Source organism: Pseudoalteromonas sp. NH0006-26, assembly GCF_057552415.1.
Genome location: NZ_BAAJMJ010000017.1, coordinates 1 through 13059, shown reverse-complemented (window position 1 = coordinate 13059; position 13059 = coordinate 1). Strand labels below are relative to the sequence as shown.

The 13059-nt window shown below is 40.0% G+C and carries 12 protein-coding genes; 3 read left to right on the top strand and 9 right to left on the bottom strand.

The window, feature by feature from the left end; genetic code table 11:
- Positions 1-142: 142 nt before the first annotated feature.
- Genes recG through asnC form a run of 3 tightly spaced genes read right to left on the bottom strand, consistent with a single transcriptional unit; the run spans position 143 to position 3468 of the window.
- Positions 143-2224: an ATP-dependent DNA helicase RecG gene (gene recG / locus AC27JR_RS16860; RefSeq protein WP_487174217.1), complete on the bottom strand. Its 2082-nt coding sequence runs from the start codon at positions 2222-2224 to the stop codon at positions 143-145.
- Positions 2225-2281: 57 nt separating this feature from the next.
- Complete coding sequence (gene trmH, locus AC27JR_RS16855) at positions 2282-2968, bottom strand: tRNA (guanosine(18)-2'-O)-methyltransferase TrmH (RefSeq protein WP_054202951.1); 687 nt, start codon at positions 2966-2968, stop codon at positions 2282-2284.
- 41 nt (positions 2969-3009) lie between these two features.
- On the bottom strand, positions 3010-3468 hold the full coding sequence (gene asnC, locus AC27JR_RS16850; RefSeq protein ID WP_008108204.1) for a transcriptional regulator AsnC: 459 nt from the start codon (positions 3466-3468) through the stop codon (positions 3010-3012).
- A gap of 185 nt (positions 3469-3653) precedes the next feature.
- On the opposite strand from asnC, the gene asnA reads away from it, so the two are divergent.
- Positions 3654-4649: an aspartate--ammonia ligase gene (gene asnA, locus AC27JR_RS16845; protein WP_487174215.1), complete on the top strand. Its 996-nt coding sequence runs from the start codon at positions 3654-3656 to the stop codon at positions 4647-4649.
- Between the two features lie 34 nt (positions 4650-4683).
- Here the strand turns inward: asnA and AC27JR_RS16840 are convergent, their stop codons facing one another.
- From AC27JR_RS16840 to AC27JR_RS16815, 6 genes are all read right to left on the bottom strand, one after another.
- Positions 4684-6288 (bottom strand): flagellar assembly protein A, encoded by a 1605-nt coding sequence (locus AC27JR_RS16840; RefSeq protein WP_487174214.1) that lies wholly within the window; start codon positions 6286-6288, stop codon positions 4684-4686.
- Positions 6289-6435: 147 nt separating this feature from the next.
- Positions 6436-6828: a RidA family protein gene (locus AC27JR_RS16835; protein ID WP_008108210.1), complete on the bottom strand. Its 393-nt coding sequence runs from the start codon at positions 6826-6828 to the stop codon at positions 6436-6438.
- A gap of 12 nt (positions 6829-6840) precedes the next feature.
- Entirely contained in the window at positions 6841-8946 is a 2106-nt protein-coding gene (gene spoT / locus AC27JR_RS16830) for a bifunctional GTP diphosphokinase/guanosine-3',5'-bis pyrophosphate 3'-pyrophosphohydrolase (RefSeq protein ID WP_008464067.1), read from the bottom strand.
- Positions 8947-9073: 127 nt separating this feature from the next.
- Positions 9074-9349: a DNA-directed RNA polymerase subunit omega gene (rpoZ, locus tag AC27JR_RS16825; protein WP_008108220.1), complete on the bottom strand. Its 276-nt coding sequence runs from the start codon at positions 9347-9349 to the stop codon at positions 9074-9076.
- A gap of 125 nt (positions 9350-9474) precedes the next feature.
- Positions 9475-10095, bottom strand: a complete 621-nt coding sequence (gmk, locus tag AC27JR_RS16820; RefSeq protein ID WP_487174213.1) for a guanylate kinase — start codon at positions 10093-10095, stop codon at positions 9475-9477.
- 117 nt (positions 10096-10212) lie between these two features.
- Entirely contained in the window at positions 10213-11073 is an 861-nt protein-coding gene (locus AC27JR_RS16815) for a YicC/YloC family endoribonuclease (protein WP_138596695.1), read from the bottom strand.
- Positions 11074-11253: 180 nt separating this feature from the next.
- On the opposite strand from AC27JR_RS16815, the gene rph reads away from it, so the two are divergent.
- Together rph and pyrE are read left to right on the top strand one after the other, a co-directional pair.
- Positions 11254-11967, top strand: coding sequence for a ribonuclease PH (gene rph, locus AC27JR_RS16810; protein WP_008111261.1), 714 nt, complete (start codon positions 11254-11256; stop codon positions 11965-11967).
- A gap of 14 nt (positions 11968-11981) precedes the next feature.
- Complete coding sequence (gene pyrE, locus AC27JR_RS16805) at positions 11982-12626, top strand: orotate phosphoribosyltransferase (protein WP_028834993.1); 645 nt, start codon at positions 11982-11984, stop codon at positions 12624-12626.
- The last annotated feature ends 433 nt before the right edge of the window (positions 12627-13059 follow it).

Below are 13059 nucleotides of genomic sequence, written 5' to 3'. Positions count from 1 at the left end.
AGAGAAAGCCCGATTCGAAAGAGTCGGGCTTTTTTACGTCTAAAGAAAAGTGAAAACACAGGAACAAGGTGTAGGGAAATAGTTGCGGTATAGGTAATAACTAGTTGGGAAAATTAGTATGTCGCTTTATGTGAATGTACAATCAAGCTTGTGCGTAATTTGACTTGTTGCCTAACCAGCGTTGAATGAGAGGGTCTACATACTGAGGATATTGCTTCAACATCTGTTGTGCTATGGGTCTAACTTGATTTAAGGTTTGCTTATCTCTTGTTAAGTCTGCAATTTTAAATTCTGCTAAGCCGGTTTGTTTGGTCCCAAGAACTTCACCTGGGCCGCGTATTTCTAAATCACGTTCTGCGATAACAAATCCGTCGTTACTATCGCGCAGTACTCCTAACCGTTTCTGTGCGGTATGTGAAAGTGGTGCATGGTATAAAAGCACGCAGTGAGATGCCGTAGCTCCACGGCCTACGCGGCCACGTAGTTGGTGAAGCTGTGCTAAACCTAGGCGCTCAGGGTTTTCGATAATAATCAAACTCGCATTAGGCACATCAACCCCAACTTCGATCACGGTTGTTGCCACAAGTACATGAATTTTACCCGCTTTAAAGTCGCTCATAATGGCTTGCTTTTCCGTAGCTTTCATTCGCCCATGGACTAAGCCAATAGCAAGCTCAGGTAATGCTTCTTTTAGCTGTAATGCACTGTCTTCCGCTGCTTGGCATTGTAGTACTTCAGACTCGTCTATTAGTGTACATACCCAGTAAACCTGTCGACCTTGCTCGTTACAGGCAAGTTTTACGCGACTAATAATGTCATCTCGACGAGTATCAGGAATCGCAACTGTAGTGATAGGAGTCCGCCCAGGTGGTAATTCGTCAATCACTGAGGTTTCTAAGTCTGCATAGGCAGTCATCGCCAGCGTACGTGGTATAGGAGTTGCTGTCATTACTAGCTGATGTGGATAACAATCACCAAAACGGCCTTTTTCACGCAATGATAAACGTTGATGAACTCCAAAGCGGTGTTGTTCATCAATAATGATAAGTACAAGATTGTTAAATTTTACTTCATCTTGAAATAACGCATGGGTACCGATAATCATTTGCGCTTCACCTGAGGCGATCATTGCAAGTGTACTTACGCGCTCTTTACCTTTTGTTTTACCACCTAACCAAGCAACCGTTATTCCAAGGCTTTCAAACCAGCTAGAAAAGTTGATTCCGTGTTGCTCTGACAATATCTCTGTTGGCGCCATTAATGCGACCTGGTAGCCTTTTGCTATCGCAGTTAACGCGCTCAGTGCTGCGACTAGTGTTTTACCAGAGCCAACGTCCCCTTGGACAAGTCGCATCATAGGGTACGCATTTTGTAAATCCGCTTTAATTTCTGATACCACACGACTTTGTGCGTTGGTTGGCGCAAAGGGTAATTGCGCCAAAAACTGTCCTTCTAATGAATTGGTTGGCTCAAGTGCAACGGCTTTAACTTGCTGCCCCTGTTCTCTTACTTTTAATAAACTGAGATTTTGAGCCAGTAATTCTTCAAATACAAGTCGCTGCTGTGCAGGGTGAGTCCCTTGTTCAAGCGCAATGATATCAACGTCATTAGGAGGGCGGTGTAGTAATAATAATGCATCGCTTAACGGTAGTTGCGATGGTTGCCATTGTTGGGGAAGTAGCTCTTCTACTGCATACTTTTGAAGTAATTCTATTGCCTGTTCACTCAACGCCCTAATAGAGAGCTGCTTTAACCCCTCGGTTGTTGAATAGACTGGCGTAAGTGTTGATGATGTTGGTTGTTGTTCAAAAGTGTCGCTAATACTGTATTCAGGATGACTCATTTCAAAGCCAATACGTCCGCGACGTATTTCGCCAAAGCAACGAATTATTTTGCCTGTGCTAAATGCATTTTTTTGTGCTGCGGTAAAATTAAAAAATCGTAATGTTAATCTACCTGTACCATCATTTATTTGGCAAACCAGCATGCGCCGCTTTCCAAAGGTTATTTGACTAGTTTCAATGGTTGCTTGAACAGTTACGTGGCTATGGGGGGTCAACTCACTAATTGTATAAATACGGGTTCTGTCTTCATACCTAAGCGGTAAATGAAATAGCATGTCCTGTACTGTACTAATACCTAGCTTTAAAAGCCGTTCAGCCATTTTAGGACCAACGCCTTTAAGTTCTGTGATTGGGTATTGGCTTAAGCTAGGTTTAGACAATGTAGGCTCAATTATTATTATTTAGTAAGTTAAGTGTACTGATACACTGTATATGCATCAAGTATGTTTTAACGCCTGCCAAAACTGTTCATCAGCAACAATTTCGCCGTTTTCATCAAGAGCAGGGTAAGGTAGGTTTTTTTGTTTGCATTGCCTTGCAATAATTGGGTGGCAGCCTTCAAAATACATTGGGTGCTTAATTTCTTCACTCAGCATATTTCTATTGTATAAACCAGCTAGATCACGTTGACGCTGCGCCTCAAATAAAATTAGGGCTGCTGCAACGGATACATTTAACGACTGCACCATGCCTTGCATTGGAATAATGATGTTTTGATCTGCATACTCTAAGGCTTGTGGAGAGATCCCCGTTTTTTCTTGGCCGACAATAATTGCAGTCGGTTTAGTGTAATCAATTTCTCTGAAGTCGACAGCATCTTCACTTAAATGCGTCGCTAAAATTTGTACATCAGGATTATGAGTACGCATACTCGCAACGGCATCATCTATGTTTCTGTGAAGATGTGTGTCTAACCAGTTTTTACTGCCACCTGAGGTATTATTGGTTAGCCACTTTTGTTTTTCTGGCCACACGGCATGCACATGATGACAACCAACGGCATCAGCCGTTCTAACAATTGCTGATAAGTTATGGTGTTTGTGTACGTCTTCTAAGCATACGGTAAGGTCAGTTTGACGACGTGAAAGTACACTTTCAATTCTTTGGTAACGAGTTTGCTGCATGGGAGTCCTCTTTTTCGGCAAATTATACGAGATTTTTCACCTTAAGGCACCACTGTTCGACTAATCGGGTTTTGTAATGAGATCAGGGTTTCGGTTGATTGAATAGCTTCAATTGCTTGTATTTTATTGATCAACACATCTTGTAAATGATCGATAGAGCGAGTCATCACTTTAATAAAAATACTGTAATTACCAGTGGTGTAATATGCTTCGACCACTTCCTCTAATGATTCTAGTTTTATAAGTGTTTGAGGATAGTCACGGGCGTTGTTTAAATTTATGCCTATAAAACAACACACATCGTAACCTAACTGTTTTGTATTAATGGTTAATTGGGTGCCTGTGATGATCCCTGCATGTTTCATTTTTTCGATTCGCACATGAATTGTTCCCGCGCTTACACTAAAGCGTTTTGCTAATTCAGCATAAGGTGTACGCGCATTATCCATTAATGCATGCAGAATCTGTTTATCAAGATTATCGATTTGATAATTTTCCATAGATTTAACCGTCTTTAATTATGGTATTAATTATTTTTATACCATTTTTTTAATGGTTTTAATATCATAAAGCTATTTTTATTATGGGATATTGAATTAAATAGTTTAATTGTTACGATAACCTCATTGAAGCGTAATTGTGCGCTAAGTAGTAAATACAATAACTGGGAATGAGGCCAATTATTATGAGTTCACATTATGTGCAGCAGCAGCAGCAAATAAGTAAAGTTAAGCAGTTCTTTTCGCAGCAATTAGAACAAAAGCTGAGCTTAATTGAAGTTCAAGCGCCTATTTTAGCTAAAGTAGGCGACGGTACACAGGATAACTTAAGTGGGCACGAGAACGCTGTTGCAGTGAATGTGAAAGCAATTGCAGATAGCCGTTACGAAGTAGTGCATTCTCTTGCTAAGTGGAAACGTAAAACCTTGGGTGAATATGGTTTTTCACAAGGTGAAGGTATTTATACACAAATGAAAGCGTTGCGACCTGACGAAGATTCACTAAGCCCTATTCATTCTGTTTATGTTGATCAATGGGATTGGGAGCAAGTTATTTGTGAAAGTACGCAGCGTTCTTTATCTATCCTTAAACAAACGGTTGAAACGATTTACCAAGGTATTAAAGCCACTGAGAAATATGTTAGTGACAGCTTTGGTTTAAGAGCATTTTTGCCAACTCAAATTACGTTTGTACACAGTGAAGAACTACGTAAAATGTACCCTGACTTTAGCGCTAAGCAGCGTGAGAAAGCGATTGCTCAAGAATATGGTGCTGTGTTTTTAATTGGTATTGGCGGAGCATTAAGTGATGGTAAAATTCATGATGTGAGAGCGCCAGATTATGACGACTGGTCAACACCCACTTGTGAGCACTATATGGGGTTAAATGGCGATATTTTAGTATGGAATCCAATTCTTGAAGACGCTTTCGAAATATCATCTATGGGAATTCGGGTGAGCCCTGAGGTTTTGCAAGCTCAATTGGGAATTACCGGTGATGAAGACCGTTTAGAGTTTGATTGGCATAAAGCATTGCTAGAAAGTAAATTTCCACAAACAATTGGTGGTGGTATTGGTCAGTCTCGTTTGGCTATGCTGTTATTACAAAAACAACACATAGGGCAAGTACAGGTAGGTGTTTGGCCAGCGCAAACCTATGAAAGTGTAGACGGTTTACTATAAAGAATAAGGGGCTGTTAGTAACAGCCCCTTATGATTAAGTTTTAAATTCAATTTCAATCTTATTGTTTTCTAACTTAACACTGCTTGGTGGAAAGTTACGGGTTGTTTTAAGCATCTTGTTGAAGATATGGATCTCCACCCCAGAGTGCAAAACAGTATTTACGGTTAAAATGGCTTCATCAAGCAGGGTATTTAACTGCTGTTCTAAACTAGCCACCTGCTTTTCTAGTTGCTCAGCTTGTTGGCTATGATACAGCTGCGTGGTCCCAATCTTATTCATGAGTTCACTTTTTTTATCTGCATCTTTTATTAAATCTGCTTTTTCTAAGGCTGCTTGTAAGCTATCAACCTGTTCATTTGCAGCTGTTAATTCACTAAAAGACTTATCAATATCTTTGGTCATTTGAGTGGCTGAAGCAGCTAAATTAATTGCCATTTTAGCCCCTGATTCGTTACCAATTTCTCCGGCAATTAGTTTAGTGGCATCTAAAATTTCACCCCCAAATAACTTTCCTTTAGGTAGTTCTGATTGACCAATTTGAATTATATTTTTTGCTTTCATTGAGCTGTGGCTGGCTTGGCGGTCAACCAGTATGTTATTAGCTTCAATATAGCAATATTGAGAGTGTGAGGCATGCACATCGCCTGCACAGATTACTTTGCAAGACAGTGATTTATCTTCAGGCTTTTGATGGCCAATAAGTCCTTGTTTTACAGTTATATCACCACCGGCAGTTAATTCGCCAGATTCGACAGTGCCAAAAACGGTGATGTCGCCAGTTGCATTAATCCGCATTCCAGGCTCTACACTACTACTGACTACCACACTACCTTCAAAGTCTATATGACCTGTTTTTACAGACACATCGTTAATAGTAAAAATATCGTCAACACGCATGCCGTTATTTATTTCTACAGGGACACCTGCAATAGTCGATAGTAATTCCATTGGGTTGGTTTTGGATATTTCTGTACCTTCTCCCGCTATTAAGGCATGAACTTGTCCAGGTTTAGCAGGTAAAACATCACCTATCACGGTAAACCCTTCTTGACCGGGGGTAGCAGGTTGCTGTTGTATTAGTAATTCACCCGGCTTTACGCTTGCCAATTTACCAAAGTCACGCATATCAACACTACCATCTTCTTTTAATTTGGGTGCTTTAAGGCGATCTTTTAAGGTTTCAACCATAGCTTTAAATTTGCTATCTTGGCCGTCAGTAGGTAAACGTCCCTTAGCAAGTGGCCCGCTAACTACAGCGCCAGGTGGAAGTTCAAATTGTTTTTGTAAAAGCTGCTCTAAAAATGCTTGTTTGTAACCTCTCGCAACGTGCGCTTTAACTAATTCTTTTTTAGCTTCATCAAAACTGAGTGTTGCTCCCCCTTTGGCGAGAGTGAGCGTGCCCGTAGCTAGCATTTTATCATCACTGATCTCAACGCTTAAGGTTGCATCGTGGCGTGTTGCAACAACTAAGATTCGTTCAGGTGTTGCACTATTGAAATAGTTATTTATGGCGTCATGATTGATCTCACACTCGCTGTAAGGCGACTGTGCAATTGCTTCTATAATAAAAGCAGCACTGGCGGGTGCAGATTTACTCGTATCGAGTAATACATTGCCATTATGAGCAAGCTTAAACACAAGTTATCCTTTTATACTACTAAAGTAAGGTTTAATAAAATAACGTGATTACAGAGTGCTAGAAATTTAGTTTTGAGTCAAGAAATCATCAAAGTGTAGTTATAGATAGGAATAAAAGCTATGAGCGGCGCTCATAGCTTATAGAAGTTAGTTTGTTGAAGGTAGCTCCATGATGCCATCAATTTCTACTTGAACACCTTTAGGAAGTGCACGAACGCCAATAGCAGCACGCGCAGGGTAAGGTTGTTTAAAGTATTGACTCATGACTTCGTTCACAATGGCAAAGTTTGAAAGATCAGTAAGGTAAATATTCACTTTTACTAAGTCTTGAATAGTACCGCCAGCTTCTTCACAAACCGCGCTGATATTTTTAAATACTTGGTGTGTTTGTTCGCTAAAGTCTTCAGAAATAACGTCCATTGTTTCTGGGACAAGTGGAATTTGCCCTGATAAATATACAGCTGTACCCACTTTTACTGCTTGGCTATATGTGCCAATTGCTGCAGGAGCTTTATCCGTTGATATAAATGCTTTATTCATGATGTTCCTATTTTATTTTTTACGATAGACTTTTTGTACATCGGGCATAACACGTATACGGCGCATAATATTGGCGACATGAATACGGTTTTTAACTGTGATCCCTAAGTCTATCACGTATAAATTACTTTCTTTTTCATCGGTAGCTATTTCGACGATATTGGCCTGTGTAGTGGCGACCACATTAGTTAACTTAGCCAGCGCACCTTGGTGGTTAATTATTTCTACTCTTAAAGCCGCAATGTATTCTTTTTCTGGATTGTCATCCCATTTTACGACTAGGTATTTTGAACGATCATTTTCCCAGCCTCGAATGTTCTTACACTCTTGGCGATGAACGGTTAAACCTTTACCTTGGCTAACATGGGCAGTAATAGCGTCTCCAGGCACTGGACGACAACATTTAGAATAATTAACCAACATGCCTTCGGTACCAATAATGGTTGCCTTAGCACGCTTAGCAATGTCGTTTAAATCATCATTGTCATTTTGTAATAAGCGCTTAGCAATTAACATGCTCATTAAATTACCTGAACCAATTTCTACTAATAATTCTAAAGTAGAGGAAAGCTCATGCTCTTCAAGCACTCGTGTAATATTTTCAGCTGGGAGGTTATCAAATTTATTTTCACCCAGCGCAGAGTCAAGTAAGCGACGACCGAGTAATAATGCCTCTTCATGCTGTTGACTCTTAAGGTAATTGCGTACGCCTAATCGTGCTTTGCCAGTAACAATAAAGTTAAGCCATGTTGCGTTAGGGTGAGCGCCTGAGCTGGTAATAATTTCTATTGTTTGCCCTGTATCAATGGCTTTACTTAAAGGGTAAGGCTTACGATTAACACGCGCACCGACACAGGTATTACCTACATCAGTATGAACGGCATAAGCAAAATCGACCGCCGTTGCACCCATAGGAAGTTCAATAATCCGGCCATCTGGGGTAAAGACATAAATTTCTTCTGGGAATAGCTCTGTTTTTACATTTTCTACAAATTCAAACGAGGAACCTGCACTTTGTTGCAATTCCAATAAGCTTTGCATCCACTGGCGTGCGCGCTGCTGTGCAGTATGACCCGCACTGTCGCCCGACTTTTTATACATCCAGTGAGCCGCGACCCCTTTATCAGCCATATGATCCATATCCAAAGTACGTATTTGAATTTCTACAGGAATACCATGCGGGCCAACTAAAGAAGTATGTAATGATTGATAACCATTAGTTTTTGGCACAGCAATATAGTCTTTAAAGCGGGTTTCAATTGGCTTATATAAGTTATGAGCTACACCAAGTACGCGATAACAGGTATCCATAGAGTCTACTGCAATACGAAATGCGTAAATATCCATGACTTCGTTAAACAGCAGCTCTTTGTTGAGCATTTTTTTATAAATACTGTATAGATGCTTTTCACGGCCTGATACGGTCGCTTTTATGCCAGATTCTTCAAGACGAGCTTCAATTTCAGTTTGAATATTTGAAATAACTTCTTTGCGATTACCACGCGCTTTAGCCACTTCCGATTTAAGTGCACGATGACGCATAGGGTACAGTGCTTGAAAACCTAAATCTTCTAGCTCATTTTTTATATCATGAATACCTAAGCGATTAGCAATTGGTGCATAAATCTCAAGGGTTTCACGTGCAATACGGCGGCGTTTATCTGGACGAAGTGCGCCCAATGTGCGCATATTGTGCGTTCTATCAGCTAGTTTGATTAAAATAACCCGAATATCTTGGGTCATTGCCATAATCATTTTGCGATAGTTTTCAGCTTGGAATTCTTTTTTATCTTTGAAGCTCAATTTATCAAGCTTGCTCACACCCTCTACGAGTTCTGCCACTGTTTCACCAAATATTTCAGCTAAATCTTGTTGGCTAAAATCGGTGTCTTCAATCACATCATGCATCAGTGCCGCCATGAGCGTTTCATGGTCAAGGTGCATACTTGCTAATATTTGAGTGACTTCAACGGGGTGAGTAATGTACGGCTCGCCACTTGAACGAGTTTGACCCTCATGGGCCTCTCGGGCTACCACGTAGGCTTTTTGAACTAGCTCAACATCGTCTGCTGGCAAGTATTTTGAGATTTTCTTTTTAAGACCTTCAAAAAGATACATTCACACTCCAATGTTCTCGTGAAGCAAATAAGTTAGGATAAGTTACGAATATACGATGAAAACAGAGGATTGCCAACGGCTATAGTTGAAATACTATGCCGTTAGCTAAATCAGACCGGGCGGTTGATTATTGGTTGCCACCAACGATGGCAGCAACAGCAGCTAGTTCTGCCGCTTCTTGATGTTGTTGTTCTTCACGATCAATAACATCCATTGAAGAATTATCAACTAAACCAAGTTCGATTTCACGTAAAGCAACAACTGTTGGCTTATCGTTCTCAGGATCTACTAGTGGATCTTTACCACCAACAGCAATTTGGCGGGCACGACGGGCCGCAACTAAAATTAAGTCAAAACGATTACCAATTGCATCTACTGCATCTTCAACTGTTACGCGAGCCATCTTAGCACTCCAAAATAATTTAAAAGCAAAGGCGTAGTTTACTGCACGCAGCAAGTTTCGCCAATAGCCAGTGGTTAATTTTTATCTATTTTAAGGCATGAACCGAAAATTAATCGTAATTTAGATTACTTGAGCAGCTCATGAATTAAAGTTTGATGACGTGTTGTTTGTGCTTTTAGCGTTAATCGCTGTGCAATTACTATGGTTTCTAAATCGCATAGAGCAGTATCAAAATCATCATTCACTACAACATAGTCGTATTCGTTGTAATGAGAGGTTTCTGATTGAGCTTGCGCCATTCGACCTGCAATAATTTCAGCAGAGTCTTGGCCGCGATTATTTAAACGTTGCTCTAGTTCTTGTTTTGATGGCGGAAGAATAAAGATAGTTTTTACGTCGTCCATTATTTCTCGAACTTGGCGAGCGCCTTGCCAGTCAATATCTAAAAATACATCAATACCTGCGGCGAGTTGCTCTTCAATCGCTTGCTTAGAAGTACCATAATAGTTATCAAATACTTGTGCCCATTCAAAAAAATCATCTTTGGCAATCAGCGCTTTAAACTCATCAACTGATACAAAGTGGTAATGTTCTGCATTATTTTCACCAGGGCGCGGTGCGCGAGTAGTGTGCGATACCGATACTTTCATATCAGCATGCTTTTTCAGTAATGCATTTATTAAGCTAGATTTACCCGCCCCAGAAGGTGCCGATAAAATGAATAAGTTCCCACGAGAGTGTGCCATTATGATCTCTATTTTTAAAATAAATAGGCTTGAGTTATAAATAACTCAAGCCTTTAATTACAACTATTATACTTTATTTAGCTAATTGTGCTCAAGTGAGCCAAAAAGCATTATGCGTTATTCAATATTCTGAATTTGCTCACGCATTTGCTCTATCAATACTTTTAGCTCAACTGCAGCATTGGTGATGTCGCTGTTGATTGATTTAGAGGCTAGGGTATTTGCTTCACGGTTAAACTCTTGCATCATAAAATCTAAACGACGACCACAAGCGCCACCTTTATTCAAAATTTTGCGTGTTTCTTTAACGTGCGACTTTAAACGATCAAGCTCTTCTGCTACATCCTGCTTTTGTGCAAGGTAAATCAGTTCTTGTTCAAGGCGTGACTCATCAATATTTGTTGTTAAATCTTCAAGTTTTTGTACTAACTTTTCACGTTGCCATTTAGTAATTTCTGGCATGTGTGCTTCAACGATATCAACTTGTTCTAAAATGGCGGTTAATCGTGTAGCTATCATTTCTTCAAGGTTTGCACCTTCATCACCACGTGCAGATTTAAAGTCTTCAATTACTTGGTCAAGGCCAGTAATGAGTGCCGTATTTACACTATCCATATCAATTTCTTGCGCTTCCATAACGCCAGGCCAACGTAAAATATCAACAGGATTAATATCACCATTGCTTTGTTGTTGAACCCACTTAGCACTGTTAATTAATTGCTCAGCAAGAGATTGATTAATTGATAGTTCACCCACATGTGCAGGGTTCGCTACAAACTTTAAGAAAACTTCGACCTTACCACGCTGTAAGTGCTTACGCAGACGCTCGCGGATAACGGGTTCCATGCCACGAAATTGCTCTGGTGCACGAATAAAGGTTTCAAGATAACGTTGGTTCACTGAGCGAACTTCCCACGTGCCAGTGCCCCATTCGCCTTTTATTTCGCGACGCGCATAAGCTGTCATACTGTGGATCATGGATGTTTTCCTACATTTTTAAATACAATATTACGATTATTATACCGTAACACTGCTCAAGCTCTAAAGAAAATTTAACACTGCTGAGTGTTTTTTAAACACACTTTAATATAAATCAACATGGCATCTATATTCACATCAACATATAATGTGGCAAATTCAGAATTAAGGGGATCGTCAATGCGTCCAAGCGAAAGAACACCTAATCAAATTAGACCGGTTACGTTTACACGTAATTACACTTTGCATGCTGAAGGTTCAGTATTGGTAGAGTTTGGCAACACTAAGGTACTTTGTACTGCGACAGTTGAGGCTGGCGTACCACGCTTTATGAAAGGCCAAGGTAAAGGTTGGGTAAACGCAGAATATGGCATGTTACCGCGCGCAACACACACACGTAATAGTCGTGAAGCAACGCGAGGTAAACAAGGCGGTCGTACAATGGAAATACAGCGCCTGATTGCTCGCTCTTTACGTGCTGCAATCGATCTAAAAGCACTCGGTGAAAACACAATTACTATTGATTGTGATGTAATCCAAGCTGATGGTGGTACGCGTACAGCGTCTATAAGTGGTGCGTGCGTTGCGCTTGTTGATGCACTCACGTATATGCGTGCAAAAGGGATGATTAACTCAAACCCACTTAAACATATGATCGCTGCTATTTCTGTTGGTATATATAAAGGCCAAGCGATTAGCGATTTAGAATACCTAGAAGATTCTGACGCTGAAACTGACATGAATGTAATTTTAACTGAAACCGGTAAAATTATTGAGGTACAAGGAACCGCTGAGGGTGAACCTTTCTCGTTTGACGAACTTGATGAACTACTTACACTCGCTAAGCATTCAATTCGTGAAATTATTGATGTACAAAAGCAAGCACTAGCATAAATAGGTAACTGGCAATGAAAGAATATCAAAAAGAGTTTATTGAGTTTGCTTTAGAAAAGCAGGTATTAAAGTTTGGCGAGTTTACTTTAAAGTCTGGCCGTACTAGTCCTTACTTCTTTAATGCGGGTTTGTTTAATACAGGTCGTGATTTGGCGCGCTTAGGTCGCTTTTATGCGGCGGCACTTGAAGATGCAGCAATTGAATATGATGTACTATTTGGCCCTGCTTATAAAGGTATTCCAATTGCAACAACAACCGCAGTTGCGTTAGCTGATCATTATAATAAAGATGTCCCTTATTGTTTTAACCGTAAAGAGAAAAAAGCACACGGTGAAGGTGGTAGCTTAGTTGGATCTGAGCTTAAAGGTAAGATCATGTTAGTTGATGATGTGATCACCGCCGGTACAGCTATTCGCGAGTCAATGGAAATTATTGCGGATAATGGAGCAGATTTAAGTGGTGTTTTAATTGCACTTGATCGTCAAGAAAAAGGTAAAGCAGAGCTTTCTGCTATACAAGAAGTAGAACGTGACTTTAATACTCAAGTTACTTCTATCGTAAAACTTGCTGATTTAATTAGTTACCTTGAGATCCAAGGTACCATGGATGAGCATTTAGCGGCGGTAAAAGCTTACCGGGATCAATACGGTGTAGCATAAATAGTAGCCTCGCAAATGCGGGGCTTTATTTTGCCTAAAATTGAGTAACAGCAACTCCTACTTATATTAAGGCTTTGCTAATACACATAAACAAAAGCCACCTTCAGGTAGGCACTATTAATAGCCGTGATTTTATTAATACTGTGGTATCACTCTTACCTACTTCAATTCACCGTAGTAACATTAACAGTATGCTAGCTGCAGCGTCTTATTTTCCTGACTTTGTTATATATGGGATCTATTCGGGTAGATTATTGCTAGTGATCATTATGATCATCTTAGTTGCGAGTGTTTTAATAAAGCTTATTCAAGTTGATACAATGATTAAAGGCTTAAGTTTCGCGTTTATTGTTAATAAATTGATAGTTATGTTGTGTTTTTAGCACCTATCGTTCAAATATCCAGCGAACAGTCATTTATTTCAAGTTTTCTG

Bases quoted from the DNA above. Each gene is read 5' to 3' on its own strand.
- asnC (WP_008108204.1), bottom strand. From the start codon at position 3,468: ATGGAAAATTATCAAATCGATAATCTTGATAAACAGATTCTGCATGCA.
- rph (WP_008111261.1), top strand. From the start codon at position 11,254: ATGCGTCCAAGCGAAAGAACACCTAATCAAATTAGACCGGTTACGTTT.
- trmH (WP_054202951.1), bottom strand. From the start codon at position 2,968: ATGCAGCAAACTCGTTACCAAAGAATTGAAAGTGTACTTTCACGTCGT.
- spoT (WP_008464067.1), bottom strand. From the start codon at position 8,946: ATGTATCTTTTTGAAGGTCTTAAAAAGAAAATCTCAAAATACTTGCCA.
- AC27JR_RS16835 (WP_008108210.1), bottom strand. From the start codon at position 6,828: ATGAATAAAGCATTTATATCAACGGATAAAGCTCCTGCAGCAATTGGC.
- asnA (WP_487174215.1), top strand. From the start codon at position 3,654: ATGAGTTCACATTATGTGCAGCAGCAGCAGCAAATAAGTAAAGTTAAG.
- pyrE (WP_028834993.1), top strand. From the start codon at position 11,982: ATGAAAGAATATCAAAAAGAGTTTATTGAGTTTGCTTTAGAAAAGCAG.
- rpoZ (WP_008108220.1), bottom strand. From the start codon at position 9,349: ATGGCTCGCGTAACAGTTGAAGATGCAGTAGATGCAATTGGTAATCGT.
- gmk (WP_487174213.1), bottom strand. From the start codon at position 10,095: ATGGCACACTCTCGTGGGAACTTATTCATTTTATCGGCACCTTCTGGG.
- AC27JR_RS16815 (WP_138596695.1), bottom strand. From the start codon at position 11,073: ATGATCCACAGTATGACAGCTTATGCGCGTCGCGAAATAAAAGGCGAA.